This window comes from Mesorhizobium sp. WSM4849 (genome assembly GCF_055811385.1).
Genome location: NZ_JBVVPW010000020.1, coordinates 1 through 26,015 on the forward strand (window position 1 = coordinate 1; position 26,015 = coordinate 26,015).

The 26,015-nt window shown below is 63.7% G+C and carries 28 protein-coding genes and 2 pseudogenes; 17 read left to right on the forward strand and 13 right to left on the reverse strand.

The genetic code is table 11. The annotated features are described in order from the left end of the window. Window positions 1-253 precede the first annotated feature (253 nt). Window positions 254-1,192, forward strand: coding sequence for a LysR family transcriptional regulator (locus AC0L3L_RS21950; RefSeq protein ID WP_473485718.1), 939 nt, complete (start codon window positions 254-256; stop codon window positions 1,190-1,192). 55 nt (window positions 1,193-1,247) lie between these two features. On the opposite strand, the gene AC0L3L_RS21955 is transcribed toward AC0L3L_RS21950, so the two are convergent. Together AC0L3L_RS21955 and rsmI are read right to left on the reverse strand one after the other, a co-directional pair. Next, window positions 1,248-1,625: a YraN family protein gene (locus AC0L3L_RS21955; RefSeq protein ID WP_123145990.1), complete on the reverse strand. Its 378-nt coding sequence runs from the start codon at window positions 1,623-1,625 to the stop codon at window positions 1,248-1,250. Then, window positions 1,618-2,547, reverse strand: a complete 930-nt coding sequence (gene rsmI, locus AC0L3L_RS21960; protein ID WP_473639085.1) for a 16S rRNA (cytidine(1402)-2'-O)-methyltransferase — start codon at window positions 2,545-2,547, stop codon at window positions 1,618-1,620. The genes AC0L3L_RS21955 and rsmI overlap by 8 nt, the downstream gene beginning before the upstream one ends. A gap of 187 nt (window positions 2,548-2,734) precedes the next feature. On the opposite strand from rsmI, the gene AC0L3L_RS21965 reads away from it, so the two are divergent. After that, window positions 2,735-2,932: a hypothetical protein gene (locus AC0L3L_RS21965; RefSeq protein WP_123145992.1), complete on the forward strand. Its 198-nt coding sequence runs from the start codon at window positions 2,735-2,737 to the stop codon at window positions 2,930-2,932. Window positions 2,933-3,215: 283 nt separating this feature from the next. On the opposite strand, the gene hemW is transcribed toward AC0L3L_RS21965, so the two are convergent. The 4 genes from hemW to rph are packed head-to-tail and all read right to left on the reverse strand — an operon-like array spanning window position 3,216 to window position 6,186. Continuing rightward, window positions 3,216-4,379 carry a radical SAM family heme chaperone HemW gene (hemW, locus tag AC0L3L_RS21970; protein ID WP_473528320.1) on the reverse strand — a complete coding sequence of 388 codons (1,164 nt, stop codon included), beginning with the start codon at window positions 4,377-4,379 and terminating at the stop codon, window positions 3,216-3,218. Further along, a complete protein-coding gene (gene rdgB / locus AC0L3L_RS21975; RefSeq protein ID WP_473485715.1) occupies window positions 4,376-5,038 on the reverse strand; it encodes an RdgB/HAM1 family non-canonical purine NTP pyrophosphatase in 663 nt (220 codons plus the stop codon). The genes hemW and rdgB overlap by 4 nt, the downstream gene beginning before the upstream one ends. Further along, window positions 5,038-5,433 (reverse strand): VOC family protein, encoded by a 396-nt coding sequence (locus AC0L3L_RS21980; RefSeq protein WP_473639160.1) that lies wholly within the window; start codon window positions 5,431-5,433, stop codon window positions 5,038-5,040. Before AC0L3L_RS21980 ends, rdgB begins: the two co-directional genes overlap by 1 nt. Before the next feature lie 36 nt (window positions 5,434-5,469). After that, the gene (rph, locus tag AC0L3L_RS21985; RefSeq protein WP_292183601.1) at window positions 5,470-6,186 is read right to left on the reverse strand and encodes a ribonuclease PH; all 717 of its coding nucleotides are present in this window, start codon (window positions 6,184-6,186) and stop codon (window positions 5,470-5,472) included. A 134-nt stretch (window positions 6,187-6,320) separates the two neighbouring features. Here rph and hrcA point away from each other — a divergent pair, with 134 nt between their 5' ends. The 4 genes from hrcA to cysK all read left to right on the forward strand — a co-directional run bounded on the left by hrcA (window position 6,321) and on the right by cysK (window position 9,761). After that, complete coding sequence (gene hrcA, locus AC0L3L_RS21990; protein ID WP_095495919.1) at window positions 6,321-7,436, forward strand: heat-inducible transcriptional repressor HrcA; 1,116 nt, start codon at window positions 6,321-6,323, stop codon at window positions 7,434-7,436. A 136-nt stretch (window positions 7,437-7,572) separates the two neighbouring features. Beyond that, a complete protein-coding gene (locus tag AC0L3L_RS21995) occupies window positions 7,573-7,770 on the forward strand; it encodes a hypothetical protein (RefSeq protein WP_029347942.1) in 198 nt (65 codons plus the stop codon). A 206-nt stretch (window positions 7,771-7,976) separates the two neighbouring features. Then, window positions 7,977-8,594 carry a LysE family translocator gene (locus AC0L3L_RS22000; RefSeq protein ID WP_473639086.1) on the forward strand — a complete coding sequence of 206 codons (618 nt, stop codon included), beginning with the start codon at window positions 7,977-7,979 and terminating at the stop codon, window positions 8,592-8,594. A 186-nt stretch (window positions 8,595-8,780) separates the two neighbouring features. Next, window positions 8,781-9,761: a cysteine synthase A gene (gene cysK / locus AC0L3L_RS22005; protein WP_473528322.1), complete on the forward strand. Its 981-nt coding sequence runs from the start codon at window positions 8,781-8,783 to the stop codon at window positions 9,759-9,761. 252 nt (window positions 9,762-10,013) lie between these two features. Here the strand turns inward: cysK and AC0L3L_RS22010 are convergent, their stop codons facing one another. Both AC0L3L_RS22010 and AC0L3L_RS22015 read right to left on the reverse strand, forming a co-directional pair. Further along, window positions 10,014-11,264: an RNA polymerase sigma factor gene (locus AC0L3L_RS22010; RefSeq protein WP_473639161.1), complete on the reverse strand. Its 1,251-nt coding sequence runs from the start codon at window positions 11,262-11,264 to the stop codon at window positions 10,014-10,016. Then, window positions 11,264-11,617, reverse strand: coding sequence for a YciI family protein (locus tag AC0L3L_RS22015; protein ID WP_473528323.1), 354 nt, complete (start codon window positions 11,615-11,617; stop codon window positions 11,264-11,266). The genes AC0L3L_RS22010 and AC0L3L_RS22015 overlap by 1 nt, the downstream gene beginning before the upstream one ends. A gap of 241 nt (window positions 11,618-11,858) precedes the next feature. Between AC0L3L_RS22015 and AC0L3L_RS22020 the strand changes: the two genes are divergently transcribed. The 3 genes from AC0L3L_RS22020 (at window position 11,859) to AC0L3L_RS22030 (ending at window position 15,443) form a co-directional block, all read left to right on the forward strand. Continuing rightward, on the forward strand, window positions 11,859-12,818 hold the full coding sequence (locus tag AC0L3L_RS22020) for a TAXI family TRAP transporter solute-binding subunit (protein WP_473528324.1): 960 nt from the start codon (window positions 11,859-11,861) through the stop codon (window positions 12,816-12,818). 160 nt (window positions 12,819-12,978) lie between these two features. Next, on the forward strand, window positions 12,979-15,069 hold the full coding sequence (locus AC0L3L_RS22025; protein WP_473528325.1) for a TRAP transporter permease: 2,091 nt from the start codon (window positions 12,979-12,981) through the stop codon (window positions 15,067-15,069). Further along, window positions 15,066-15,443 carry a DUF1850 domain-containing protein gene (locus tag AC0L3L_RS22030; protein WP_473639087.1) on the forward strand — a complete coding sequence of 126 codons (378 nt, stop codon included), beginning with the start codon at window positions 15,066-15,068 and terminating at the stop codon, window positions 15,441-15,443. The genes AC0L3L_RS22025 and AC0L3L_RS22030 overlap by 4 nt, the downstream gene beginning before the upstream one ends. On the opposite strand, the gene AC0L3L_RS22035 is transcribed toward AC0L3L_RS22030, so the two are convergent. The 3 genes and pseudogenes from AC0L3L_RS22035 to AC0L3L_RS22045 form a co-directional block, all read right to left on the reverse strand. Then, window positions 15,362-17,083, reverse strand: coding sequence for a DUF4166 domain-containing protein (locus AC0L3L_RS22035; protein WP_473639088.1), 1,722 nt, complete (start codon window positions 17,081-17,083; stop codon window positions 15,362-15,364). The two genes, AC0L3L_RS22030 and AC0L3L_RS22035, sit on opposite strands and share 82 nt — an antisense overlap. 69 nt (window positions 17,084-17,152) lie before the next feature. Continuing rightward, window positions 17,153-17,490 (reverse strand): annotated as a pseudogene (locus tag AC0L3L_RS22040) (thiol-disulfide oxidoreductase DCC family protein). A 302-nt stretch (window positions 17,491-17,792) separates the two neighbouring features. After that, a complete protein-coding gene (locus AC0L3L_RS22045) occupies window positions 17,793-17,939 on the reverse strand; it encodes a hypothetical protein (protein ID WP_123146006.1) in 147 nt (48 codons plus the stop codon). A 149-nt stretch (window positions 17,940-18,088) separates the two neighbouring features. Here AC0L3L_RS22045 and AC0L3L_RS22050 point away from each other — a divergent pair, with 149 nt between their 5' ends. The 3 genes and pseudogenes from AC0L3L_RS22050 to ligD all read left to right on the forward strand — a co-directional run bounded on the left by AC0L3L_RS22050 (window position 18,089) and on the right by ligD (window position 21,582). After that, entirely contained in the window at window positions 18,089-18,247 is a 159-nt protein-coding gene (locus tag AC0L3L_RS22050; protein WP_473639089.1) for a hypothetical protein, read from the forward strand. Between the two features lie 100 nt (window positions 18,248-18,347). Beyond that, window positions 18,348-18,854, forward strand: a complete 507-nt coding sequence (locus AC0L3L_RS22055) for a YciE/YciF ferroxidase family protein (protein ID WP_473485707.1) — start codon at window positions 18,348-18,350, stop codon at window positions 18,852-18,854. Between the two features lie 163 nt (window positions 18,855-19,017). Next, window positions 19,018-21,582: pseudogene (ligD, locus tag AC0L3L_RS22060) on the forward strand (DNA ligase D). Window positions 21,583-21,590: 8 nt separating this feature from the next. On the opposite strand, the gene AC0L3L_RS22065 reads toward ligD, so the two are convergent. Next, window positions 21,591-22,265: an ArsR/SmtB family transcription factor gene (locus tag AC0L3L_RS22065; protein WP_473639090.1), complete on the reverse strand. Its 675-nt coding sequence runs from the start codon at window positions 22,263-22,265 to the stop codon at window positions 21,591-21,593. 68 nt (window positions 22,266-22,333) lie between these two features. On the opposite strand from AC0L3L_RS22065, the gene AC0L3L_RS22070 reads away from it, so the two are divergent. The 3 genes from AC0L3L_RS22070 to AC0L3L_RS22080 all read left to right on the forward strand — a co-directional run bounded on the left by AC0L3L_RS22070 (window position 22,334) and on the right by AC0L3L_RS22080 (window position 23,317). Next, entirely contained in the window at window positions 22,334-22,546 is a 213-nt protein-coding gene (locus tag AC0L3L_RS22070; RefSeq protein ID WP_473639091.1) for a DUF1127 domain-containing protein, read from the forward strand. Between the two features lie 97 nt (window positions 22,547-22,643). Continuing rightward, entirely contained in the window at window positions 22,644-22,976 is a 333-nt protein-coding gene (locus tag AC0L3L_RS22075) for an NIPSNAP family protein (protein WP_473639092.1), read from the forward strand. Continuing rightward, window positions 22,973-23,317, forward strand: a complete 345-nt coding sequence (locus tag AC0L3L_RS22080) for an antibiotic biosynthesis monooxygenase family protein (protein ID WP_473485702.1) — start codon at window positions 22,973-22,975, stop codon at window positions 23,315-23,317. The genes AC0L3L_RS22075 and AC0L3L_RS22080 overlap by 4 nt, the downstream gene beginning before the upstream one ends. A 6-nt stretch (window positions 23,318-23,323) precedes the next feature. On the opposite strand, the gene mbfA is transcribed toward AC0L3L_RS22080, so the two are convergent. Further along, entirely contained in the window at window positions 23,324-24,307 is a 984-nt protein-coding gene (gene mbfA / locus AC0L3L_RS22085) for an iron exporter MbfA (protein WP_473485701.1), read from the reverse strand. 178 nt (window positions 24,308-24,485) lie between these two features. Here mbfA and AC0L3L_RS22090 point away from each other — a divergent pair, with 178 nt between their 5' ends. Beyond that, window positions 24,486-24,809: a hypothetical protein gene (locus tag AC0L3L_RS22090; protein WP_123146013.1), complete on the forward strand. Its 324-nt coding sequence runs from the start codon at window positions 24,486-24,488 to the stop codon at window positions 24,807-24,809. 228 nt (window positions 24,810-25,037) lie between these two features. After that, window positions 25,038-26,015: a threonine/serine dehydratase gene (locus AC0L3L_RS22095; RefSeq protein WP_473485700.1), complete on the forward strand. Its 978-nt coding sequence runs from the start codon at window positions 25,038-25,040 to the stop codon at window positions 26,013-26,015.

Here is a 26,015-nt window from a genome sequence, read left to right on the forward strand (position 1 = left end):
CGCGCAATGCCTTGAACAGGCCGAGTCTGTCGCCCAGCAAGACCCCCGCGCCCGTAGCGATCGCACCGAGATCGCCGACCATTTTCCCCAAGAATGCGTCCAACTTTTCCTGACTCGCTTCAGGCATCGGAATCTCCCTTTGGGCTCTCCAACCGCGTTCGGTGACGCCCGATCCTGGTTCAGATCGGCTCCAGCAGCGGCCAAGCTGCCATAAAGGCTGGTGAAGTTTACTTGAGCGTGAGGGCGGCGGATAATGCCGAATTATCATCGCGACGATGCACACGAGACATCGGCGAGGGGGCGTTTCATGGAGATGCACGAAATCCGCTATTTTCTGGCGGCCAGCGAGACTCTCAACTTTCATCGCGCGGCGGACCTCGTTCACGTCGGCCAGCCTGCGCTGACGCGGGCCATACAGAAGCTGGAGGCGGAACTTGGCGGCCATCTTTTCCACCGCGAGAAAACTCGCGTCCGGCTCACCGATTTTGGCTGTCTGATGCGGACCCATCTGGACGAAGTTTTCCGGCGTTCGGAGACTGCGAAGAGGACAGCCAGGAGCTTCCTCTCTCTGGAAACCGCGTCGCTGACGCTCGGTGTGATGTGCACCATAGGCCCGCTGCGCTTCATCGGCTTCCTCAATATCTTTCGAGAGCGCTATCCAGGCATAGAAGTGACAGTGATCGAGGGCCCGGCAAGCCATCTCACCGACCTTCTGATGGAGGGCAAGCTTGACGTCGCCCTGCTGGCCAGGCCCGAACCCTTCGGCCATGGTCTGAAGGCGGATCCTGTTTACCGGGAGCGCTTCGGGCTCGCCTTCTCGACCGGCCATCCTTTCGAGATGCGCAATACGCTTCATCTTACCGACGTCCGCGGCGAAGCCTATCTTGAGCGCATCAATTGCGAATATGGCGATCACATAGACGGGCTATGCCGGAATATCGGCTTCGATATCCGCAGCGCCTTCCGCAGCGAGCGCGAGGATTGGATTCTGGCGATGATCGCTGCGGGCATGGGCGTCTGCTTCATCGCGGAGTACTCGGCCAGCCATCCCGGTGTCTGTCACAGGCCCGTCGTCGACCCTGAAATCATACGCGAGGTGTCGCTCGTTTCAGTGGCCGACCGCTTGCCTTCACCTGTCGTCTCGGCTTTTGCCAAGGCGGTGAAGGAGCACGACTGGCAAACGGCCCAATAGGTGCCCCCGTCGGCACCGTCGGCCTGGCAGCGCTGTTCGTTGGGGGACGGCGCACCTAATTCCGCCCGTAAAAAACATTCTCAACATGCACCGGCCAGCGCCACGGCAGCACCGCGACCATATCGAAGCGAACCGACAATCTTCCATAGTCGGATTGGCGCGACAGCCAGAGATCGGCGGCGCTTTCGATGCGGCGCTCCGATTCGTAAGCGATAGCCTCCATCGCTTCCATCAGTGTGCGGCGCGCTTTCACCTCGACGATCAGCACCAGGTCGCCGCGCCGCGCGATCAGGTCGATCTCGCCGAACCGCGTGCGGTGGCGGCGCGCCAGGATCCGGTAGCCTTTTACCATCAATGCCGCCGCCGCCAGCCACTCACTGCGATGGCCGCGCCGATAGGCCCGCTGGCGGCTGGCGACCGGGCGTTCAGCCATCGCCGTCCTTCCCGGCGTCCCGGTTCTTCCCTGTGTCCTTGAGTTCGAGCAGCCGCCGGTAAAGCGCCTGCTTTTGGCCGCCGGTCATCTTGGCGGCTTCCGCCGCCGCCTTGGAGGCCGGCATTTCGGCGGCAAGCGAAAGCAGCAGCCGGTCGATGTCGGCCGGTTCGTCGGCGGTCGCTTCCGACGGGCCGACGCAGATGACGATCTCGCCCTTCGGCGTGTCGGCCGCCGCGTAATGATCGGCGAGCGACTGCAAGGTGCCAGTCCGCATTTCCTCGAAGGTCTTGGTCAGCTCGCGGCCGATCGCGGCCCTGCGCTCACCGCCTAGCGCCACGACCATGGCACTGAGCGTCTCGGCCAGCCGGCGCGGCGATTCGAAGAAGATCAGCGTCGCCGGCACGGTTTTAAGCGCCTCCAGCCGCGCCAGCCGCTGTCCAGTCTTCACCGGCAGGAAGCCGGCAAACAGAAAGGCGTCGGAGGGCAGGCCTGATGCCGTCAGCGCCGCAAGCGGCGCCGACGGGCCGGGGATCGGCACGACACGAATGCCTTGGTCGAGCGCTTCGCCGACCAGCCGGTAGCCGGGATCGGAGATCAGCGGCGTGCCGGCGTCCGAGATCAGCGCCACGCTCTGCCCGGCCAGCAAGGCTGCGATCAGTTTTGGGCCGGCCTCTGCGGCATTGTGCTCGTGATAGGCAGTGGTGCGGCGGCGGATGCCGTAGCGGTCGAGCAGCACGCGGCTGACACGCGTGTCCTCGCAGGCAACGATATCGGCGGCGGCGAGCGTTTCAAGCGCGCGTAATGTGATATCGGCGAGATTGCCGATCGGCGTCGCCACCAGATAGAGCGCCGGCGCGAGCGGCCGGGCTGGTATTTCGGTCTGGCCGATCACATAGCTGCGTCTTGCCAACTCGCCGGTCACCGGTGTCCCCCGTCAGGCTCTGACACTTTGAATAGGCTCTGACACTTTGAATGCATTCGGCCCTGTTTGGCACGGCTCACGCTCGGTTGCAAAACCCGTGCCGAAGTGAAGCACTCGCCATGCCTTCGCCACAGTACGGAACGAAACCATGCCCGGCGGATTTACCCCTGATCTCGGGAGGAGCAGGATGGACAGTCTTAAGATACAGGACGTTTTCGAACCCTACTATGCAGGGCGCAAGCGCTTTGCCGCGCGAAAGGACAAGGGTCAGCCTGCCAAAACCGGCGCCGGCTTGGCCAAAAAGCCGCGAAAGCGTCGTCCTTCAAAGGCAACCGACCTGGAAATCAAGCCTTCGACCGGCACCGGCAGCACGATGGAGCACTGACCAGACGATGCCCAATCGCTTCGACATTTTCATCACCCGCCTTGAAACGAAAAGCTCCCGCAACGGAGCGCCCCCACACCCGATGAGCGATCAACACCGCGCCCGCCGCGACAAGGGCGACGCCAAGCCGGCACGCTCCGGTGAGGCGGACGCCGAGAAAGACCACGCCAAGGGCCGCCACAAACACGACGCCTAATTCCTCGGCCCAGAGGGCGCGCTGTCCCCTTCCCCATCAAAGGGTCTGCACTCCTGCTCCGCCCCTTAATGACGAAGGCATGGCGCTCTACCGCGCCAGATCCGCCACCACGGCGTCGAGCACGATCATGCCGGCCGGAGTGGCGCGCAGGCGGGCATTGCCGATCGGCGCGACCAGCCCCTCGCCCTGCAGCACTGACAGCCGTGCCGTCGAGAGGCCGCGGCCGGAAAACGCTTCGTAACGGGAGAGGTCGATGCCCTCAGTCAGCCTCAGCCCCATCAGCAGGAACTCGTCGGCCTCTTCCGAGCGCGTCAGGGTCTCGCCGCCAGTGATGCCATGGCCCTTGGCCTCGACCAGATTGGCCCAGGTTTCCGGCATTCTTTCGGCGATCGTCACCACGCGGCGGCCGTTTTCGACGAAGCGGCCATGCGCGCCGGGACCGATGCCGACATATTCGCCATAGCGCCAATAGGTCAGATTGTGCCGACTTTCCGCACCAGGCCTGGCGTGGTTGGAAATCTCGTAGGCCGGAAGTCCATGCGCGGCGGTGATCTCCTGCGTCAACGCGTAGAGATCGGCGGCAAGATCATTGTCGGGAACGGCGAATTTCTTGGCCGCATGCAGCGCGTGGAACGGCGTGCCTTCCTCGATGGTCAGCTGATAGAGCGACAGATGGTCGGCGGCGTGGCTGATAGCCTGTTCGAGCTCCGCCTGCCACGCTTCAGGTGTCTGGCCGGGCCGTGCGTAGATCAGGTCGAACGACAGCCGCGGAAAGATCTCACGTGCTAGGCCGATCGCATGCAGCGCTTCGTCGACATTGTGCAGGCGGCCGAGGAAGCGCAGATCCTTGTCGTTCAGCGCCTGCACGCCGAGCGACACGCGGTTGACGCCCGCCGCCCGGTAGCCGCGAAAGCGCTCGGCCTCGACCGAGGAGGGGTTGGCTTCCAGCGTCACCTCGATGCCGGCGGGCACCGTCCAGTTCTTCGCCACCGCGTCCAGCACCGTCGCCACGGTTTCCGGCTTCATCAGCGACGGTGTGCCGCCGCCGAGAAAAATGCTGGTCACCTCGCGCGGTCCGGTGCGGTGGCGCATCGTCGCAAGCTCGGCCTCGAAGGCGCGCGCAAAACGCTCCTGGTCGACCGGCTGGTGGCGGACATGGCTGTTGAAGTCGCAATAGGGGCACTTGGCCGCGCAGAACGGCCAGTGGATGTAGACGCCGAAGCCGGGGCTGCGGTCAAGCAGCATGGTCATTTCACAGCCGATCGTGCCAAATCCAGTCTGGCTTGCGCGAATTTCTGGAAGGCGCGGGCGCGATGCGACAATGCCGTCGGCTGGCCGGGCTTCCAGCCATGTTTTTCCTCTGCGGTCATCTCGCCGAAGGTCTTTTCGAAACCGTCCGGCACGAACACCGGGTCGTAGCCGAAGCCGAGTTCGCCGCGCGGCGGCCACACCAGCGTGCCCTCGACCTCACCTCGGAAATATTCGGCCGCGCCGTCGGGAAAGGCCAGGCAGATGACGGCGACGAAGCGGCCCTTGCGCTGCGCAGGCGCGACCGCGCCGACTTCCTGCAACGCCACTTCCGCTCGCTGCATCGCCATGCCGAAATCGCGCGAACCGTCCGGCGCCTCGGCCCAATCGGCGGTGTAGACGCCGGGCGCTCCGCCCAGCGCATCGACACACAGGCCGGAGTCGTCCGATAATGCCGGCAGGCCTGTCGCCTTGGCGGCGGCAAGAGCCTTGATATAGGCGTTCTCCTCGAAGGTGGTGCCGGTCTCGTCCGGCTCCGGCAGGCCGTATTCCTTGGCCGACTTCGCTTCTATGCCGAATGGCGCCATCAGATCGGCGAATTCGCGCAATTTGCCGGCATTATGGCTAGCAACGACAATTCTGTGCCCATCAAGCGAATGCATCAGAAGCCCCAGATTCTTGGTTCGGCGAATTCGATCGAATTGCCGGAAGGGTCGCGAATATAGATCGAGCGGCCGCCTTGCGGCCATTCGAACTCGCTTTCGATGGCGATTTTCTTCTGCTCAAGATGTGCCTTCCAGCGCACGATCTCGTCCGCACTCGCCGCAAAGCAGAGATGGCCGTCGCCGACAGTGCCGTGCGGCGGCACCTTCAGTCTGGCATCGGGCGCCGGCGGCACCTTGGTCGCCTCGGCGTTGAAGATGAGCAGCACGCCGTCCCCGCAACGGAAGAAAAGATGCCTGCCGTCGACCTTGCCCAGCAGATCGAGCCCGAGCACGCCGGTGTAGAAGGTTTCCGCAGCAGCGAGGTCTGTGACGTATAGTGCCGATTCCAGGATTGCAGAGGGGGGCGGACAAGCTCGGCATTTTTAGGGCTACGCCACGGCCATCTGCTGCAGGCTGACCAGTCGCGCAATGCCCTTCTTGGCCAATTCCATCAGCGCCGTGAACTGCTCTTCCGAGAAAGGCTCGCCCTCGGCCGTGCCTTGGATCTCGACGATGCCGCCCTTGCCGGTCATGACGAAGTTGGCGTCGGTGCCGGCCGAGGAGTCTTCGAGATAATCGAGGTCGATGACCGGCTGGCCGTCATGGATGCCGCAGGAGATAGCCGCGACATGGTCCTTCAGCACCTTGGCGACGCTGGCCATCTGCCGGGCTTCCATCCAGCGCAGGCAGTCATGGAGCGCCACCCAGCCGCCGGTGATCGACGCGGTGCGCGTGCCGCCATCGGCCTGGATCACGTCGCAGTCGACGGTGATCTGCTGCTCGCCGAGCGCCTGCAGATCGACCACGGCGCGCAGCGAACGGCCGATCAGCCGCTGGATTTCGAGTGTGCGGCCGCCTTGCTTGCCGGCCGAAGCTTCGCGGCGCATGCGCTCGCCGGTCGAGCGCGGCAGCATGCCGTATTCCGCCGTCACCCAGCCCTTTCCGGAATTGCGCATCCAGCCCGGCACTTTTTCCTCGAGGCTGGCCGTGCACAGCACATGGGTGTCGCCGAACTTCACCAGGCACGAACCTTCCGCGTGCTTGGAGACGCCGCGCTCGAAGGAGATGGCGCGCATTTCGTCGAATTGGCGTTTAGAAGGGCGCATTCAGGCTTTTTTCCTATCTTTTTCGGAATCGTGGCCGGCTTGTAGCCGCATGGGGCGCAGGGCGCAAAGGAAAATGGCCGGTTGCGCGGGTGTGGCCGAAGTCTATATCTTTGGGCCGGAGGTATTTGGCTCGAATGACCAAGGCAGTCGATCCCGGTTCCCAGTCGGCGGCAGTGCTCCAGTCGCCCGCGCTTCAATCGCCCGCACTCCAGTCGCTCGACATGCGCTCGCGCGACATCTTTCGGCGCATTGTCGATTCTTATCTGAAGGACGGCGAGCCGGTCGGCTCACGCAGCCTGTCGCGTATCCTGCCGTCGTCGCTGTCGCCCGCCACCATCCGCAACGTGATGAGCGATCTCGAGCATCTCGGCCTGATTTATGCGCCGCATATCTCGGCCGGCCGATTGCCGACCCAGGCCGGCCTGCGCTTCTTCGTCGATGCTTTTATGGAGCTTGGCGACCTCTCCGACGAGGAGCGCCGCACCATCGAGGCGCAGGTACGCGCCTCCGGCTCGGGCGCGACGCTGGAACATCTGCTCACCGAAGCCAGCCAGATGCTGTCCGGGATGTCGCGCGGCGCCGGCCTCGTGCTTGCCGCCAAGAACGAGGTGCCGCTAAAGCACATCGAGTTCATCCAGCTCGAGCCGAACAAGGCGCTGGCCGTGCTGGTGTCGCAGAACGGCGACGTCGAAAATCGCGTCGTCGACCTGCCCGCCGGCATCACCGTCTCGCAATTGCATGAAGCGTCAAACTTCCTCAATGCCCATATCCGTGGCCGCACGCTGGCCGAGGCGCGGATCGAGATCGCCCGCATCAAGGAAGAGACCAAGGCCGCCCTCGACACGCTGTCTCAGGATCTGGTCGAGAAGGGCCTTGCGGTCTGGGCAGGCGCCGAGAGCGGCCTGCCGGCGCGTCTCATCGTGCGCGGCCGCGCCAACCTGCTGGAAAATGTCACCGCGCAGGCCGACATCGAGCTCCTGCGGCATTTGTTTGAGGATCTGGAGACGCAGGACGGGCTGATCCAGCTTCTCGACCTTGCCGAGGAAGGCTCCGGTGTGCGCATCTTCATCGGCTCGGAAAACAAGCTGTTTTCGCTGTCCGGCTCGTCGCTGGTCGTGGCGCCCTATCGCGACAAGGACGCCCGCGTCATCGGCGCGCTCGGCGTCATCGGCCCGACCCGGCTGAACTACGCCCGCATCGTGCCGATGGTCGACTATACCGCGCAGCTTATTTCCCGCATGCTGCGGTAATGCATGTCGCCCAAAAGCCTGCCCTCGGTTGAGCAGCGGTTTTGGAATAACGACATGCATGAAAACAAGAAAGCAAAGCGAGTCGCAGGAATCCCTCAACCGCGACGCGCTTTGGGTGGACCTCAAGGAGAAAAAAATGGCGCTGGAATCATTCAAGGCTCAGATCAGCCTGTTGCTCGAGCAGATGATCAACCAGCCTGAGGATCAGCATGAAGTGCAGGAGCAGCTGCGCGAAAAGCTGAGGGAAATGCGCGCCATGGGCCTGCCGTTGCCGGCCGATCTCGTCGCGCTCGAAAAGCGTCTGGATGATGATTTTTACGCGGCCGGAAACTGAGCCCGAAAGACAAACGGTCGATTGCTTCAACTCTCCGTGTGCTGGACCAGTCAAAGCGGAACTTGATCGGTGGGTTCGCCTGGCCGGCGGCGCTGGTGCAATCGAATCCGACTCTCAGAGAGTACACGCCTGCCCGCCTTTGTGCGACAAGGTCAGTCTTAAAAGGTCGATTCCGATTTTCGGGGTCATGCGCTAAGGCCGAAACCATGACCCTCACCGGATTCCTCGCTTATAGCGTGGCCCTCGGTATCGCCGCCGCCATCCCTGGCCCGGGGCTGACCGCGCTTATTGCGCGTGCGCTCGGGTCCGGCTTTCGTTCGGCGCTCGCCATGTCCTTCGGACTGATGCTCGGCGATTTCGCCTATCTCACCGCCGTGGTGCTCGGCCTCGCTCTCGTCGCGCAGACCTTCGGCATGGCCTTCCTGGCGATCAAATGGCTGGGCGTCGCCTATCTCGCCTTCCTTGGCTGGCGCTTCTGGACGAGCGGCATCACGTCCGAAACGGTGGAGGCGAAGAAGGGCAGGGGCGGGTTGGTGTCCAGCTTTATTGCGGGCCTCGCCGTCACGCTCGGCAATCCGAAGACCATGATCTTCTATCTCGCCATCACGCCGACCATCGTTGATCTGAAGACCATCACACTCGCCGACTACGGCATCCTCGTGGCGCTCACGCTCGTCGTGCTCCTGGTGGTGCTGGTGCCCTATCTGGTGCTGGCGGCCAAAGCGCGCGGGTTCCTGAAGTCGCCGCGCGCGCTGAGGGCGCTGAACCGCACCGCCGCCGGTTTCATGGCCGGCGCGGCGGCTGCGATCGCCGCCCGGCAATAGGTCACTTTGGCCTCGGCTGGAATGCTTTTCCGGGGCGAGTGTGTTTTCAGCATGCGACCCACTCGGATATTTTCAAACGGCAGACTATCTTGCGCGGCCGAAGGCTTTATCCTGCCTGGTCGAGAATTAGCTGCCTGACTCTTGCCCGTCTGACTCTTGCCCGCCTAACTCTTGGGAGCGAAACCAATGAACAAGCCCGCCACCACCGCGCATGTGCCCGGCCGCGGCCGCATCTACAATTCGATCACCGAGACGATCGGCGACACGCCGCTGGTGCGGCTCGACAAGTTCGCCAATGAAAAGGGCGTCGTTGCCAATCTGCTGGCCAAGCTCGAATTCTTCAATCCGATCGCCTCGGTCAAGGATCGCATCGGCGTCTCGATGATCGAGGCGCTTGAGGCATCGGGCAGGATTGCGCCCGGCAGGACCACGCTGATCGAGCCGACCTCGGGCAACACCGGCATCGCGCTCGCCTTCGCCGCCGCCGCCAAGGGCTACAAACTGATCCTGACCATGCCGGAAACGATGTCGGTGGAACGCCGCAAGATGCTGGCGCTGCTCGGCGCCGAACTGGTGCTGACCGAAGGGCCGAAAGGCATGAAGGGCGCCATCGCCAAGGCCGATGAGTTGGCCGCGACGCTGCCCGACGCCATTATTCCGCAGCAGTTCGAGAATCCGGCCAATCCGGAAATCCACCGCCGTACCACCGCCGAGGAAATCTGGAACGACACTCATGGAGAGGTCGACATCTTCGTCGCCGGCATCGGCACCGGCGGCACCATCACCGGCGTCGGCCAGGTGCTGAAGCAGCGCAAGCCCTCCGTGCATGTCGTCGCCGTCGAGCCGGAAGCCTCGCCGGTGCTGTCGGGCGGCCAGCCCGGCCCGCACAAGATCCAAGGCATTGGCGCCGGCTTCGCGCCGAAGATCCTCGACACGACGATCTATGACGAGATCGTCAAGGTCTCCAACGAGGATTCGGTTGCCAATGCGCGGCTCGTCGCCCGCCTCGAAGGCGTCCCGGTCGGCATCTCGTCGGGTGCTGCCCTGCAGGCGGCGATCGTCGTCGGCTCACGGCCGGAGAACAAGGGCAAGAACCTCGTCGTCGTCATCCCATCCTTCGCCGAGCGCTATCTGTCGACGATCCTGTTCGAAGGGCTGGGGGCTTAGGGCATATTGGTATTTGTGCCGGTCTGCGGTTGCGGTTTCCTGCGCTTCCGTATCGCCCGCTAATTGTCGAAGCCGGCGCGGCCCCTCACCTGCCTGCCGGCATCCTCTCCCCGTAAACGGGGCGAGGGGCGCTCTCATAGACGGCCTCGCCAATCGCCAGCGTTGCAGAACAGGGCAATGAGGGGCGGCGCCTGCGCTCGGCCTTAGCTCCCAAACATCGGATCTTGTCTGACCTCCGGCCTTTCCCGGACCTCATTCTTCGGCTGCGAGTCCCGCCCGCCGTTCCTGCAGGAACCGGCGCACGGCCGGATCGCGTTCGAGGCCGATCGCCCGGCTATAGGCCTCGGCCGCTTCCCGGGTTTTGCCGAGCCTGGCCAGGAGGCCCGCGCGGGCGGCCCAATAAGGCTGATAATCATGCAGCCGTTTGTCGTCGCCAAGCCCATCAAGTGCGCTCAATCCCGCCGCGGCGCCGTCGGCCTCGGCGATGGCCACCGCGCGGTTGATCGATACCACCGGCGAGCCGGCAATCACCGACAGCGCATCATAGAGCTGTTTGATCGCGGCCCAGTCGGTCCGGCCGGTCAGCCGCCTTGTCGTATGGGCGGATTGCACGGCTGCCTCGAGCTGATAGCGGCCGACGACGCCCTTGGCCGCGGCGTGCTTCAGCAATGTCTCCGCTTCGTCAATCAAGGCCCCGTCCCACAGCGCAAGCTCCTGCTCGGCCAAAGGCACATAGTCTCCGGCGGCGTTGCGCCGCGCCGCACGCCGCGCCTCGGCAAACAGCATCAGCGCCAGCAGGCCGAGCGCTTCCGGCTCATCCGGCATCAACGACGCCACCAGCCGGCCGAGCCAGATGCCTTCGGTCGCGAGATTGCGGCGCCGTGTCTCGGTGCCGGCCGGATCGGACCAGCCTTCGGCAAACGCGGTGTAGATCGCTTCCAGCACCGCATCCAGCCGCTCGCCGAGCTCGGCCCGCTCCGGCACCCGGAACGGAATGCCGGTCTCGCGGATGCGGCTTTTGGCGCGCACCAGGCGCTGGCCCATCGTTGCCGGCGACACCAGGAAGGCCGAGGCGATCGTCGCTGCGTCGAAGCCTAAAATGGTCTGCAGGATCAGAGGCGCGCGCACGCCAGCCTCGATCGCCGGATGGGCGCAGGCAAACATCAGCCGCAGCCGCTCGTCGGGCAGGTCTTCATCGGCCATGCGGGCCTCGATTTCCTCGGCGATCAACCTGAGATGGTCGTGGCCCGCCTCGCTGGTCAGCCGCCGCCGGATCGCGTCGACGCTACGTCTGCGTGCCACCGCCAGCAGCCAGGCTTCCGGCTTCTGCGGCACGCCGGCTTGCGGCCAGCGTTCCAGCGCCGCCGCAAAGGCATCGGCCAGCGCGTCCTCAGCGCCGGCCACGTCACGCATGCGCGCGGCGAGATAGGCGACCAGCTTGCCGTAGCTTTGGCGGGCGGCTGCATCCGCCGCCGCCCGTGCTATGTCGGGCTGTTCCGATATCACATGGTCAGTTCCCAGATCGGCCGCACCTCCACGGTGCCGGTGCTGGCACCTGGGCAGCGCGCCGCCCAGGCAATCGCCGCGTCGACGTCCTCCGCCTCGATCATGTAGAAACCGGCAAGCTGTTCCTTGGTGTCGGCATAGGGGCCGTCGAGCACGTTGGTCTTGCCGTCGGCTATCCGCACCGAGGTGGCGGATTGCGTCGGCTTCAGCCGGTCGCCTGCGAGCCAGGTTCCGGATTTCTTCAACGCTTCCGTGTAGCTGACATAGGCGCTCGACATCTGGGTCACCGCATCCGCCGGCGCTGCCGCCATCCCGGCTTCGTTTGCGTAGATCAAAAGCATGTATCGCATGGTCTTCTCCCGTGGTTTCGAAGGCCGCGTCGTTGCCGGCCGCACCAATGTCGCGCATCGTTGCCCGATTTCGACAGGCGCTGCGAAAATCTTTTCGGCCCGGGTGGCATCTCGCGCAAGCCTGCATATCCACGGCATCGACCGTTGGTCTAATCGGCGCAATTGCGGGTTGGCATTTCCTGCCCGCTGTCTAAACTCGCCTCGGGTCGTGCGGTGGCAAATATTTCAGGGAGGAAATCACATGTACAATTTCAGGACGAAGTTTATTGCCGCCGGCGCGCTGGCGCTGTCGCTGGGCCTTGGCGCGGTGTCGGCCACGGCGCAGGAATTCATCAACGTGCTGACCGGCGGCACCTCGGGCGTCTATTATCCACTCGGCGTCGCGCTGTCGGAAATCTACGGCAAGGGCATCGAAGGCGCCCGCACCCAGGTGCAGGCGACGAAAGCTTCGGTCGAGAACCTCAACCTGCTGCAGCAGGGCAAGGGCGAGATCGCCTTCGCGCTCGGCGATGCCGTCAAACTGGCCGCCGAGGGCAATACCGAAGCCGGCTATCCGGGCAAGCTCGACAAGCTGCGCGGCATCGCCGCGATCTATCCCAACTACATCCAGATCGTTGCCAGCAAAGAGTCCGGCATCAAGACACTCGCCGACCTCAAGGGCAAGAGCCTGTCGGTCGGCGCGCCGGCCTCCGGCACCGAGCTCAACGCCCGCGCTATCTTCGCCGCCGCCGGGCTGAAATACGAGGATCTCGGACGGGTCGAGTATCTGCCCTTCGCCGAATCGGTCGAGCTGATCAAGAACCGCCAGCTCGACGCCACGCTGCAATCGGCCGGACTCGGCGTCGCCTCGATCCGCGACCTCGCCACGTCGGTGCCGATCAACGTCGTCGCCGTCCCGGCGGAGGACGTCGCCAAGATCGGCTCGCCCTATCTTTCGGTGGCCATTCCCAAGGGCACCTATGAGGGCCAGACCGAGGATGTCGCGACCGCCGCCGTCGGCAATTTCCTCATCACCCACGCCGACGTCTCCGACGAGACCGCCTATCAGATGACCAAGCTGTTGTTCGAAAATCTCGACCAGCTCGCCGCCGCCCATGCAGCCGCCAAGACGATCGACATCGCCAAGGCGCTCGACGGCATGCCGGTGCCGCTGCATCCCGGCGCCGAGCGGTATTACAAGGAAAAGGGGCTGGTGAAGTAGGGCCGCTCCCTCCCCCTTGAGGGGAGGGTGGACAGCCGCCGAAGGCGGATGGACGGGCGGGGTCGTTGCGGCAGTGCGCGGCCCTGAACCGACCCCACCCGCCTCGCTTCGCTCGGCACTCTCCCCTCGAGGGGGAGGGCGCCCGCCAGGAACCCCGCCAATGACCGAAACCCCGACCGTTCTTTCCCCCACCGCCGAAGCCCCGGTCGAAGGCCTGCCGCCGGGTTTCGGCGAAGGGCTCGCCGGCAAGGCCGCCTTTCTCATCGCCATCGCCTTCTCCATCTTCCAGATCTACATCGCCGCCTATGGCAGCCTGCCGAGCCAGGTGGTGCGCGCCATGCATGTCGGTTTTCTGCTGCTGCTCGGCTTTGGCCTGATCGCCAATCTGCGCGCCACAAGCACACCGGCCAAAGCAGCGTTCTGGACGCTCGGCTTGCTCGGCTTCGCCACCGGCCTCTACAATTGGGTGTTCTATGCCGATCTCATCCGGCGCTCCGGCTTCCTCACCACGCCGGACCTGATCGTCGGCGCGGTGCTGATCGTGCTGGTTTTCGAGGCAGCGCGGCGGCTGATGGGGCTGCCGCTTGCTCTGATCGCCTTGATCTTCTTCGCCTACGCATTCGCCGGCAATCATCTGCCGCCGCCCTTCATCCATCGCGGCTATGATTTCGCCCAGCTCATCGACACCTTCGCCTTTGGCACCGAAGGCATATACGGCACGCCGGTCTACGTCTCGGCCGCCTATATCTTCATCTTCGTCGTCTTCGCCGCCTTTCTCGAACGCGCCGGCATGATCGCGCTGTTCAACGATTTCGCCCTTGGCCTGGTCGGCTCTTGGCGCGGCGGCCCGGCCCAGGTCTGCGTTCTGTCCTCGGCGCTGATGGGCACCATTTCCGGCTCCGGCGTCGCCAATGTGGTTGCCTCCGGCCAGTTCACTATCCCGCTGATGAAGCGCTTCGGCTTTCGTTCGGCCTTCGCCGGCGCCGTCGAGGCGACCTCGTCGATGGGCGGCCAGATCATGCCGCCGGTGATGGGCGCGGTCGCCTTCATCATGGCTGAGACACTGAACATTCCCTATGCCGAGGTGGTCAAGGCGGCGATAATCCCGGCGCTGCTCTATTTTGGCGCCTGCTTCTGGCAGGTCTACCTGGAGGCCGGCAAGGCCGGCCTGCAGGGCATGGCCAAGGCGGACCTGCCCAATCCGTGGGACGCGGTGAGAAGACATTGGCCGCTGGTGCTGCCGCTGGCCGCACTTATCTATCTGCTGTTTGCCGGCTATACGCCGATCTTCGCCGGCACCATGGGGCTGGCGCTGACCATCGTGCTCATCCTCGGCACGCCGCTGGCGGCGCTGATCGGGCCGCTTGCGTTCCGCATCGTCTTCTGGCTGGCGCTCGGGCTTGCCGCCGCCTCTTTCATGAGGTTCGGCGTCAATATCCTCAGCTTTGTGATCGCTGGGCTAATTGTCGCCTGCGTCACATTCAGGGGCGGACGCGAGACGCTGCAGATATGCATAGACTCGCTTGCCGAGGGAGCAAAGAACGCGCTGCCGGTCGGCATCGCCTGCGCCATCGTCGGCATCGTCATCGGCACTTTGACGCTCACCGGCATCGCCTCCACCTTCATCGGCTTGATCATCTCCATCGGCGAGAACAATCTGTTCCTGTCGCTGGTACTGACCATGCTGACCTGCCTGGTGCTCGGCATGGGCATCCCGACGATCCCCAATTACATCATCACCTCGTCGCTGGCCGGGCCGGCATTGCTGTCGCTTGGCGTGCCGCTGGTGGTCAGCCATATGTTCGTCTTCTATTTCGGCATCATGGCCGACCTCACTCCGCCGGTGGCGCTGGCCGCCTTCGCCGCCGCGCCGATGGCCAAGGAGAGCGGCCTCAAGATCGGCATCCAGGCCACCAAGCTTGCCGTCGCCGGCTTCGTCGTGCCGTTCATGGCGGTCTATACCCCGGCGCTGATGCTGCAGGACCCCGGTCCGATCGCCGCCCAGTTCAGTTATCCGGTCGAGGTCGCCTATATCGTCGCCAAGGCCTGCATGGGCATTGCCCTGTGGGGCGCAGCCGCCGTCGGGTTCCTCGCCCGGCGCATGGCCTGGTGGGAACGTCTCGTCGCCTTCGCCGCCGGCGTGCTGCTGGTTGCCGCACTGCCTGTCACCGACGAAGCCGGCTGGGCGCTCTCTGTCGCCTGGATCGGCTGGCACTGCTGGCGTGCGCGGCAAGCCACCGGCACCGCATGAGCCTCTGTATCCTCGCCGCCGGCAAGACGCTGACGCTCACTGTCGCCGCCTTCACGCTCGCCTGGACGCATTCGGTGGAAAAGACGCATTGGCAGGAAGACTGGAAGGTGATGCCGTCCGGCTTGCAAATCGTCGAGGCACGGATCAAGGGCTCGGGCGCCGGCATGGAACCGCCGGAAGGCTCGGTGCTGCGAGACGGTTGGTGGATCTATAAACCAAAGATGGCGCCGCAGCGGCGCCTTGTGCTCGCGGCCTCTGGCGCGACAGGTGAAGGCTGGACGCTGTGCACGGTTCAGGGCTGCCGCGAACTCGCCAAGGCGGCAGGCGATGCGACCGTGCTGGAGCCCTGCGAAGGTTCGAGCCAGCCGCGATAACGGACGATGATTCCAGTGAAGCGGTGTGAAATCTCGACATGGAAGCGGAACCGGCCGTCTTCCACGGTTTCGTAGGATGTCGAGCGCGGGCACAGCCACAGCGGCAGCGGCAGACCCCAAATGCTCCATCGACGCAGGGCGAGCGTCAGCCGTCCATCTTCGGCGACCAGCGCCATCGCGAAGGTCAACGGGCCGAAGCGTTCGCACAGCAGCCGCTGCGACCGGTCCCGGCCAGCGCACTGTCGGCTTGAAAAACTGTGCGCGCCGAATGTCCGGGTCCAGGTTTCGCCATCCTTGCCGGGTTCAAACCGGACACGGACAGGGATATCGGCGCACGGCTTCGGAAACCCGACCAGCCAGGCCGTTAGCCGGCCAAGGATATTACCTCCCTGCTCGACCCGCGCCCGTCCTTCCGCTGTCGTCGTGCCATCATGCATGGCGCGGATCTCGTCCGGCAGGCTTAGCCAGGCGTCGCCGAGCAAGGCGGCATAAAGCGGCGTGTCCAAATCAACGGGTTCGTTTCTGAAACCTGTGTAGATCGTCTTGCTGGCAAACAGCGCTTCATAATCCTCAAGCTCCAAATCGTGCACGGCAGCCCGCGCGCCAGGCGGCGCCTCATGTCCATCCAGCGCCTTGCGGACCAGCGCCTCGACCGCCATCGACGGGATCAGCGGCCCGTCATTGCCCTCCGCCAGCAGGTGCCACGATCGTGTGACCGCTACGCCCGTCTGGTCCGATCCCGCCACCTCGACGAACATGCCGCCGCGGTGCTCGCCCCAGCGCAGCCGGTTCGTCGCCATCTGCATGAGCGGGGCCAGCGGCGAAAGCGAGCGGACTGTTCGCGCGCGCACCAGCCAGGCAAGCCCGATCAAGGCGCGGTGAAGCACTTCGGGAACCGGCCCAGCTCCCATCCAGATGGTTTTCGCTTCCGGCCAAAGCTCTGCCAGTGCGCGCAGGTCGGGGACGTCGACCAGCGAGAACAGCGTATTTCTCAGTGGCAGGCGGCCCGGCGGCGCGATGGTGTAGCGCGTCTGGTCGGTGAACGGATGGCCTAGCGCTGAACGACCGTTCCGCACGAGCGTGACCGGCTGGCCGGCATAGCCGGCTATGGCGCGGATCACGTTTTCGCCGACACCGGCAAACGGCGACGGCGCGATGCCGCCGCGGATGCGGTCGACCCGAGCCATGTCCGCAGACAGGCGACGCACTGCCGCCGCCGTCAGCACCGGAAAACTGGAGACCCCGGACAGCACGAAAAGACCAGCCTCTCGCGCCGCCTCATTGAACGCAGACACGCCGGCGACGAAATCCGAGCCGTCGGCGAGGTCGAGATAGTTGACGCCCTGGTCCATGCAGGCCTCGATCAGGCGGTACCGGCCCTCGCCATAGGCCTGGAACGGGCCGCTGGCATCGATCAGTATATCGGGCCGCAGCGGTGAAAGTTGCTCGACGATATCGCCGTCGCGGTCGAACAGCGCAGGAACGATCCGGGCGACGGCACGATCGCGGCTCTTGCAGTAGGCATCGGCCCTAGCCAGCGAGCGCCCGGCGACGATCAGGGTTAGGCGCGGCTCGTTTTCAAGCAGTTCGACGATCCGGCCGCCAAAGCTGCCATAGCCGCCGACGATGAGGATCTTCATCGCGGCTCCCCCAAAAAGCTAAGGGTCCCGTTATATCGGGCAAAGCGAAAACCTGCTGGAGCTCGGCGCCTAGCCAATCAGCCGCCCCTCCAACTCGGCGGAAGGGATCTCGCAACTCGCTTTCCTGCCGAACAGCGCGTAACGGTTCTTGGCAATGCGATCGTAGAGCCAGTTGCGGAGCGGGCGCGGCAGCAGGAGCAACGACTTCGCCGCCCGCCACCGCCAGCCCCGTTCGGCCATGGCGGCAACGAACCTGTCCAGGCGGGTGAAGGCGGCGCCGTCGATGAGGGCCAGATTGGTCTCGTAGCTGTCCGTCCGCAGTCCATATTTCGAAACAGTGCTTCACCGAGCGGTGACTGCGCCGTGGCGAAGCGGAAGCGGCTTTTGCGGTCGAGCCCCACCACCATGCGCACGAAGCCCGAGCACAGCACGCAAACGCCGTCGAACACGATCAACGGCTGGCTTGCATCGAAGGCGGGTTTTTCAGGAGGATTGTCTGGCTGGGTGGTCACGCGAGTCCCGGCTGCTTGGTGTCAAACGACACTAAGCTTGCCGGCTGCGAGATCAAAGTCCCTAGAATCTCAGAACCTTGGTGTTGTCGCACGCCGCCTGTCGGCGAGCGCACGACGTTCCACGCGATAGGTCGTCGCACGGTGATCGGCGGCCGGCCTGCAGATCCGGCTGTCGTGACGGCTTTCCATGGTCGTCATCAGTGTGCGCTGATGCCGAGCGTATGGCTGCGGCGTGCGCAAGCGGGGCCAGGGCCGCGCATGTAATAGCGCTCCGGCCGGTAGGTCGGCGCGACAAATTCGCGGATGGCGGCAGCGTAGCCGATGAGGTGCGTCAAGAAGCTCATTTTACCTGTCCCTGTCCCGATTTCGGATGTCCCTTCCGAATTGCGGAGATCATAGCGTCTAGGCGTGAATAGTCGGTGAACACGATGTTAATATCTGGTCGAAAAGGCCTTGGTTCGTGGCCGCAATGCGGCTGATTCGGGATCTTTCCATGCAGTTCGTCGACATTTCGGTCGATGTGACTTTTGCATCACATATGTTTCGTTTGGATGTCGCTCGGACGCGTTTCTGTTTCAGCCTTGGCCAGCGCCGCGAAATTTCCTTGCTTGCTTGGGGAAAGTCAGGAACCCGTCCGAACGCCGGACGTTGACGCCCAGAGCCGGGACCCACCCGGCCCAGCAGGCTGCGGCTTCCGAGCGAAACCGCCGCCGGAACCCCAAACCAGCAAGAACAATGGAAAGGCAAAAGCGATGGGTTTCTTTTCGAAAGACATCAAGACGCTGGACGACCTCTTCGTCCACACGCTGCGCGATATCTATTACGCCGAAAAACAGATCGAGAAGTCGCTGCCGAAGATGATCGACAAGGCGACCGACCCGCAGCTGAAAGCCGGCCTTGAAAAGCACCTCGGCCAGACCAAGGGCCATATCGAGCGCGTCGAGAAGGTGTTCGAACTGCATGGCGTGAAGGCCAAGACGGTCAACTGTCCGGCCATCGACGGCATTCTCGAGGAAGCCGATGAAGTCAGCGGCGACATCGATGACAAGGACGTTCTCGACGCCGCCCTGATCGCATCCGCGCAGGCGGTCGAGCACTATGAAATAACCCGTTACGGCACGTTGATCGCCTGGGCCAAGCAGCTTGGCCGCACCGACTGCGCCAATGTCCTGGCCAACAATATCAAGGAAGAGCAGGCGATCGACCGCAAGCTTACCGAGATTGCGGAAGCCAAGGTCAACCTTCAGGCCGCCGAATAGCAGTCTCGATCCAGGCAATGCCGGGCAACCCGGCTTGCCTCGCTTTTTCGCGGGGCCGGAACTGAAACTGTTTCTATCCGTTCAAGGCCTCGTGTCGGCGTCGCCAAGCCGAAGCCGTCACAGCAAATCGGCGCCACACCAAACCGTTATAGGATCGCGTGTTATGGCCAGCCTTGAGCAGTATCATGCCAAGCGCGATTTCAAGAAGACCGCCGAGCCGGCCGGCAAGGTCGTTCGCAACAGGAAAGGTGAGGCTGGCGGCATCTTTGTCGTCCACAAGCACGCCGCGACACGGCTGCATTACGACCTTCGGCTAGAGCATGGCGGCGTGCTGTGGAGCTGGGCGATAACACGGGGTCCGAGCCTCGATCCGCATGAAAAGCGGTTCGCCGTGCATGTCGAGGACCACCCGATCGACTACGCGTCCTTCGAGGGCACCATTCCCAAGGGCGAATATGGCGGCGGCTCGGTCATCGTCTGGGACGAAGGCAAATGGTAACCGGTGACCGATCCGGCCCACGCGATGAAAAAGGGCCATATCAGCTTCGAATTGCACGGCCACAAGCTGAACGGTCTCTGGCATCTGGTGCGGCTGAAGCCGCGTCCGGGCAAAACGCGCGACAATTGGCTGCTGATCAAATCCGACGATGCCGCCGCGCGGCCAGGTGAGGACATCTTGCAGGAGGCGCCCGAGTCGGTGAAGTCGGGCCTTACGATCGAGGAGGTTGGCGAAGGCAAGACCGCCGATGGCAAGAAGCCAAGGGTCTGGCATTCGAGCAAACGATCCACCAGCAAGGCGAAGGCCAAGGCGGCAAAGCAGCTCGAGTTCATCGAACCATGCCTCGCCACACTGCAGAGGGATGCCCCTCCCGGCAAGGAATGGCTGCATGAGGTGAAATTCGACGGCTACCGCATGCAGGCGCAGCTTGCCGGCACAAAGGTGCGGCTGTTGACGCGCACCGGCCTCGACTGGACGGACAAATTCGGCGGCGCGATTGTTGCAGAACTCGGGCGTCTGAAATGTACCGACGCCATCATTGACGGCGAGATCGTCGTGCTGGCAGACAGCGGCGTCTCGTCTTTCGCGCTGCTGCAGGCTGACCTGTCGGCCGGCCGCACGGATCGTTTTCTCTATTACGTCTTCGACCTGATCCGTCTCGACGGCCAAGACCTGCGCAAAGAGCCGCTGGTCGAGCGCAAGCAGGCTTTGCAGGACTTGCTCGGCAAACAGCCAGACAGTTCGGCAGTCCGCTTCAGCGACCATTTTGCCGAACCGGGCAAGGTCATGCTGGAGCATGCCTGCCGCATGGGGCTGGAAGGCATCGTTTCCAAGCGCGCCGACGCGCCCTATCGCAGCGGCCGCGGTCTGTCCTGGGTGAAGTCGAAATGCACGCTGCGCCAGGAATTCGTCATCGGCGGCTACCTGCCGTCGGAGAAGACCGGGCGTGGATTGCGCTCCTTGCTGGTCGGCTACCATGAGGGCGGCAAGCTGCACTATGCCGGCCGTGTCGGCACCGGCTTTTCGATGCAGAGTACCAACGACCTGAAGAAAAAGCTGGATGCGCTCAAGGCGAAAACCTCGCCCTTCGACAGGGCGGTACCGAGGGGCAAAGGGCTGGGCAAAAGAGTGGTTTGGGTGAAGCCCAAACTTGTCGGCGAAGTGGAGTTCCGTACCTGGACGTCCGACCGTATAATACGCCACGCCTCGTTCCAGGGATTGCGCGAGGACAAGCCGGCGGAGGAAGTCGTGGAGGAAAAACCGAAGGCACCCGCTGGCAAGGCCGACGCCAAGGCAAAGCCTGCCGACACCAAGGCAAAGCCTGCTGGGGGCAAGGGCGAGAAATCCACCTCTGTCAAATCCACGGAGGCGGCAAACACCGTCGTAAAACTTTCTCATCCGGACAAGCTTCTGTGGCCGCAGGAGAAGGTATCGAAGCAGGGCCTGCTCGATCACTACGCTTTGGTCTGGCCGCGCATGCAACAATTCGTCATCGATCGGCCGCTCAGCCTTGTGCGGGCGCCGGACGGCGTCGGCGGCCAACGCTTCTTCCAGAAGCATGCCTCGGCCGGCATGCATGACAAGATCGCCAAGATGAAGGATCCGACGGACGGCGAGGAGATACTGTTCATCCGCGACATCGACGGTGTCGCTGCCTTGGTCCAGCTCGGCGTGGTCGAGATCCATATCTGGGGCTGCACCATCGATGAACTGGACAAGCCGGACCAGATCATCTTCGATCTCGATCCCGACGAAGGCGTCGACGTGAAAGCGGTGCGCGCGGCGGCGCTCGAAATTCACGGCCGGCTCGATGCGCTGTCATTGCCGAATTTCGTCAAGACGTCGGGCGGCAAGGGCTACCATGTCGTCGTGCCGCTGAAACCGTCGGCGGATTGGGATGAGGTGAAGGACTTCGCCCATGATTTCGCCCGCGCCCTCGAGCAGGCCGCCCCTGATCGGTATACAGCGACGCTGTCGAAGAAGGCGCGCACCGGCAAGATCTTCGTCGACTATCTGCGCAATGGCCGCGGGTCGACCACGGTGGCACCCTATTCGTCGCGCGCCAAGAAAGGCGCTACGGTCTCAATGCCGGCGACCTGGGCGGAGATCGAGGCCGGGTTGGCGCCGAACGCCTTTCCGATCGGCGACAAGACGACGCTGAAGCAGTTGGCGAAAGCCGATCCCTGGGCGGATTTTTTCAAGCAGGGCAAGCCGCTCAAGCGCGGCTGATCAGTTTTTCAGCCGAGAAACACCTTCTCGAACGCCTGCTTGCCCATTGGCGAAAAGATCACAGCGCGGCTGTCTTTCTCGCGTCGCGCCCATTTCTCGGCGATAATCTTGTCGAGAATGGCCGCACCCAGCGTGCCGGCCAGATGTGAGCGCCGCACGCTCCAGTCGAGGCAGGCCCGGCACACCGGTCGTCGCGCCTTGCTCTCGACGTCGATGCCGATCGCGGCGAAATGCGAGGCGGCCGACGGCCCGAGCCGGATCTCCTTGTCGTGGCGCAGGAGCACTTGTCTAGCGACAAGACGGTCGAGCATCGCCACGGCCTGCTCGCCGGCGAGGTGGTCGTAGCAGACCCGCGCCACGCGCATGGCGGCGTCGCGCGGGCCCGGCCGCACCCGCTGCGGCCCGACCGCAGCGGCGACGCCGGTAATCGCCTCGATCATGCCAGCCACCTGCGGCCCGGCGAGACCGTAGTAGCGATGCCGCCCCTGGCTTGCCAGCGTCAGCAGCCCACCCTCCATCAGTTTCGACAGATGCGAGCTGGCGGTCGGCAGCGACACGCCGGCCTCGAGCGCCAGTTCGCTCGCTGTCAGCGCCGTGCCACCCATCAGCGCGGCCAGCATGTTTGCCCGCGCCGGATCGCCGACCAGGCTGGCGATGCGGGCTATGTCAGGTCCTTCACGCATAGTTCGTCCTTCATCGAAGCATTGTCGTCAGATAACCACTATCCTCCGCTGAGATCAAGGAGACGACGATGACCGCAAGAACCGTTCCCCGCCGCTTCGGCCGTCGGCCGTTTCCGTTCATCATCTTACACCAGTTGCATCTGTGGCTCCTGGCGCGGTGGTACGACCGCCATCTGCAGCGCCTCGACCTCGCCGAGATTGACGAGCATCTTTTGCGCGATCTTGGCCTGACGCCAGAAGACGTTCGCCGCGAATGCGCGAAGTCCTTCTGGCAAGCGTGACCAGCGTGGAAATTGCCTAGCACACTGGAACCACAGAATGTTTCGACACCGCTCGAACTGTCGGCGCAAGAAGCCAAATTCAGCAAGGAGACAAAATATGACCATCACCTGCTTCATCCGCTACGAGATCGACCCGTTCGGCAAGGCGGCATTCGAGGAGTATGCCCGCAATTGGGGCCAGGCGATCCCGCGCTGCGGCGCCGATCTGATCGGCTATTTTGCGCCGCATGAAGGCTCGGCCACCACCGCCTACGCCGCCTACAACATCGACAGCCTCGCCGCTTACGAAGCCTACCGTGCCAGGCTCGCCGCCGACCCGGCCGGCAAGGCGAATTATGAATTCGCCCGGCGTGAAAAATTTATCCTCAAGGAAGATCGCATGTTCCTGAAACTCGCCTCCGGGCCGCATGCCTCTCTGGTGAAACTATGATCGCCGTCATCTTCGAGGTCGAGCCGGCAGCGGGCAAGCGCGACGCATATCTCGGCCTCGCCGCCGACCTGCGCCCGCTGCTCGACGGCATAGACGGTTTTCTGTCGATCGAGCGCTTTCAGAGCCTCACCGACCCGAACCGCATCCTGTCGCTGTCGTTCTGGCGAGACGAGGAGGCGGTGAAGGCCTGGCGCAACACGGGGGAACATAGGCGGGCTCAGAAGGCCGGCCGTGGCGGCATCTTTGCCGGCTACCGTCTGCGTATCGCCCACGTCGTGCGCGACTATGGCCTGACCGAACGTGCAGAGGCGCCTGAGGACAGCCGGGCGCTGCATGGGTAGGGCTTTCTAAGCATTCCCTATCAGCACGCCCGCCGCGAACACCAATCCGCCGCCCAGCACCACCTGAAAGGCGGCGCGCCAGAACGGCGTCTGCATATAACGGTTCTGCACAAAGGCGATCGCCCATAGTTCGAAGAACACCACCACCACCGCGAGAATTGTCGCGGTCCAGAAATACGGAATTAGGTAGGGCAAGGCGTGACCGAGACCGCCCAGCGCGGTCATGACGCCCGTGGTGATGCCGCGTTTTACCGGCGAGCCGCGGCCCGACAGCTTGCCGTCGTCGGAAGCCACCTCGGTGAAGCCCATCGAGATGCCGGCGCCGATCGAGGCGGCAAGCCCGACCAAGAAGGTCTGGAATGTGTCATGCGTGGCAAACGCGGCGGCGAAGATCGGCGCCAGCGTCGACACCGATCCGTCCATCAGCCCGGCCAGGCCCGGCTGCACATAGGTCAGGATGAACTGGCGTTGCTCGGCCGCTTCTTCCTCGTTCTTCACCGCGCCCGGCACATGCTTTTGCTCCAGCCGCTGCGCCAGCGTCTCGTGGCCCTGTTCGGCCACCGCCAGATCGTCGAGCAGCTTTCGTGTCGAGGCGTCGCTGGTGCGTTTCGCCGCCTCGACGTAGAACAGGTACGCCTGCCGCTCCATCGCCTCGGCTTGGCTGCGTACATGCTCGATGCCGAGTGGCCTGACCAGCCAGTCGGGCTTGCGATCGTAATAGCCCCTCACATGCTCGCGCCGGATCAGCGGAATGCGCTCGCCGAAACGCTCGCGGTGAAGTTCGATCAGCGAGTCGCGATGGCCGTCCTCCTCCTCGGCCATCTCCTCGAACACTTTGGCCGAATGCGGAAAGCTATCCGCCAGCCCGTCGGCATAGGCACGATAGATACGCCCGTCGTCTTCCTCGGAAGAAATGGCGAGCGCCAGGATCTCTTGCTCCGAGAGCGATTCGAACGGACGGCGGCCAAAACCGAAAACACGGGAAAGCATGAGAAATTCACCCTAGTTTAGAATAATTCTAAACTAGGGTTTGGCGCGCCATTGGTCAATCGCGCCCGTCTGCCGAACGTCCAAAATTAGGAGCTCCGGGAATCCTTCTCTGCCCCTTAATTATTGGCGAATGTTCACCTATATAGCTGAACCTAAGCCAAGAAAAAGGAATCCGTAGATGCCGGCCAAACAGTCCACGCATGCATTCGACCCGAAACCCGTTCTCGACCTGATCGCCGGTATCGAGGCCGATTTGCAGCGCCTCAAAGGCCTGGTCGAGCAGCAGGTCGAAAAATTCGATCCGGCCAACCCGCACAACAAGGCCCCCGACGGCAAGCTGACCGAGGAGGGCGTCGAGTGTTGCTACCGCATGTTCGACGAGGGCAAGTCGCGCTATTCGGTTGCCCAGCAGATGAAGATCTCCTTCGCCGCCGCCACCCATCGCTTCAACACCTGGCGCAAGATGGGCGGCGCCAAACGGAAAAGGACGCTTTTGGGATAAGAAGCGGCCGGGCGAAGATCTCCTGACTTCGTCACCCTAGGGCGGAGCGAACGCGAAGCGGAGCCCTAGGATAACGAAGTTAGGGAGGCTTCGGCCAAACGTCGGGGCGCTGATGAAGGCACCACGCTCTTTTCGCAATCCACGAATTGTAACGGTCACATTTTTCCAGTGGTGCGCGGCCTGGTTTTCCGTGCACCATGGGCGATCTCACTTCTGCAGGACCTCGCCATGACCACCCTTCCCGGCATCGCCGACATCCGCGCCGCAGCAGCGCGATTGTCCGGCCTGATCGTCGAAACGCCGCTGATCGAATCGCCTGAGCTGAACAAGCGCTTCGGCGCCAGGATCCTGTTCAAGCCGGAGACGCTGCAGCGTACCGGCTCGTTCAAGTTCCGCGGCGCCTACAACAAGCTGTCGTCGCTGGGCGATGAGGAGCGCAGCCGTGGCGTCGTAGCCTTCTCGTCGGGCAATCACGCGCAAGGCGTCGCCGCCTCGGCGGCGATGTTTGGCGTCAATGCGGTCATCGCCATGCCCACCGATGCGCCGGCGATGAAGGTCGGCAATGTCAGGAAAATGGGCGCGGAAGTGGTGCCGTTCGACCGTTTCCGCGATGACCGCATGACGGTGGTTCGCCCGTACGTCGAACGCGGCATGGTCCTGGTCCCACCTTTCGACGATCCGGCCATCATCGCCGGCCAGGGCACGATCGGCCTCGAACTGATGGCGCAAGCGAAAGCGCTCGGCGTGAGCCTCGACGCGGTCGTCATTCCCTGCGGCGGCGGCGGCTTGAGCAGCGGCATCTCGATTGCGGTCAAGGATGCCTCGCCGGGCACGGCCGTCTGGGCGGTGGAACCCGAACATTTCGACGACACCTGTCGTTCACTGGCCAGAGGTGCCCGGGTTTCGATCGAACCCGGCCACACTTCGATCTGCGACGCGCTCCTCACCGCCGAGCCGGGCGCGATCACCTTCGAGATCAACCGCAGGAATCTCGCCGGCGGCATTGCCGTCTCCGACAAGGCCGCGGCACAGGCTATGCGTGACGCCATGGCCCATCTCAAGCTGGTGGTCGAGCCCGGCGGCAGCGTCGGGCTGGCCGCACTGTCATCAGGCGAGATCGAGCTATCAGGCAAATGCATTGCCGTGGTGCTGTCCGGCGGTAATGTCGATTTCGGCACCTACGCTGAGATCATGGCGGCGGCTTAG

Bases quoted from the DNA above. Each gene is read 5' to 3' on its own strand.
- AC0L3L_RS21950 (WP_473485718.1), top strand. From the start codon at position 254: ATGCCGAATTATCATCGCGACGATGCACACGAGACATCGGCGAGGGGG.
- AC0L3L_RS21955 (WP_123145990.1), bottom strand. From the start codon at position 1,625: ATGGCTGAACGCCCGGTCGCCAGCCGCCAGCGGGCCTATCGGCGCGGC.
- AC0L3L_RS21965 (WP_123145992.1), top strand. From the start codon at position 2,735: ATGGACAGTCTTAAGATACAGGACGTTTTCGAACCCTACTATGCAGGG.
- hemW (WP_473528320.1), bottom strand. From the start codon at position 4,379: ATGACCATGCTGCTTGACCGCAGCCCCGGCTTCGGCGTCTACATCCAC.
- rdgB (WP_473485715.1), bottom strand. From the start codon at position 5,038: ATGCATTCGCTTGATGGGCACAGAATTGTCGTTGCTAGCCATAATGCC.
- rph (WP_292183601.1), bottom strand. From the start codon at position 6,186: ATGCGCCCTTCTAAACGCCAATTCGACGAAATGCGCGCCATCTCCTTC.
- hrcA (WP_095495919.1), top strand. From the start codon at position 6,321: ATGACCAAGGCAGTCGATCCCGGTTCCCAGTCGGCGGCAGTGCTCCAG.
- AC0L3L_RS21995 (WP_029347942.1), top strand. From the start codon at position 7,573: ATGGCGCTGGAATCATTCAAGGCTCAGATCAGCCTGTTGCTCGAGCAG.
- AC0L3L_RS22000 (WP_473639086.1), top strand. From the start codon at position 7,977: ATGACCCTCACCGGATTCCTCGCTTATAGCGTGGCCCTCGGTATCGCC.
- cysK (WP_473528322.1), top strand. From the start codon at position 8,781: ATGAACAAGCCCGCCACCACCGCGCATGTGCCCGGCCGCGGCCGCATC.
- AC0L3L_RS22015 (WP_473528323.1), bottom strand. From the start codon at position 11,617: ATGCGATACATGCTTTTGATCTACGCAAACGAAGCCGGGATGGCGGCA.
- AC0L3L_RS22020 (WP_473528324.1), top strand. From the start codon at position 11,859: ATGTACAATTTCAGGACGAAGTTTATTGCCGCCGGCGCGCTGGCGCTG.
- AC0L3L_RS22025 (WP_473528325.1), top strand. From the start codon at position 12,979: ATGACCGAAACCCCGACCGTTCTTTCCCCCACCGCCGAAGCCCCGGTC.
- AC0L3L_RS22030 (WP_473639087.1), top strand. From the start codon at position 15,066: ATGAGCCTCTGTATCCTCGCCGCCGGCAAGACGCTGACGCTCACTGTC.
- AC0L3L_RS22035 (WP_473639088.1), bottom strand. From the start codon at position 17,083: ATGAAGATCCTCATCGTCGGCGGCTATGGCAGCTTTGGCGGCCGGATC.
- AC0L3L_RS22045 (WP_123146006.1), bottom strand. From the start codon at position 17,939: ATGAGCTTCTTGACGCACCTCATCGGCTACGCTGCCGCCATCCGCGAA.
- AC0L3L_RS22050 (WP_473639089.1), top strand. From the start codon at position 18,089: ATGCAGTTCGTCGACATTTCGGTCGATGTGACTTTTGCATCACATATG.
- AC0L3L_RS22055 (WP_473485707.1), top strand. From the start codon at position 18,348: ATGGGTTTCTTTTCGAAAGACATCAAGACGCTGGACGACCTCTTCGTC.
- AC0L3L_RS22065 (WP_473639090.1), bottom strand. From the start codon at position 22,265: ATGCGTGAAGGACCTGACATAGCCCGCATCGCCAGCCTGGTCGGCGAT.
- AC0L3L_RS22070 (WP_473639091.1), top strand. From the start codon at position 22,334: ATGACCGCAAGAACCGTTCCCCGCCGCTTCGGCCGTCGGCCGTTTCCG.
- AC0L3L_RS22075 (WP_473639092.1), top strand. From the start codon at position 22,644: ATGACCATCACCTGCTTCATCCGCTACGAGATCGACCCGTTCGGCAAG.
- AC0L3L_RS22080 (WP_473485702.1), top strand. From the start codon at position 22,973: ATGATCGCCGTCATCTTCGAGGTCGAGCCGGCAGCGGGCAAGCGCGAC.
- mbfA (WP_473485701.1), bottom strand. From the start codon at position 24,307: ATGCTTTCCCGTGTTTTCGGTTTTGGCCGCCGTCCGTTCGAATCGCTC.
- AC0L3L_RS22090 (WP_123146013.1), top strand. From the start codon at position 24,486: ATGCCGGCCAAACAGTCCACGCATGCATTCGACCCGAAACCCGTTCTC.
- AC0L3L_RS22095 (WP_473485700.1), top strand. From the start codon at position 25,038: ATGACCACCCTTCCCGGCATCGCCGACATCCGCGCCGCAGCAGCGCGA.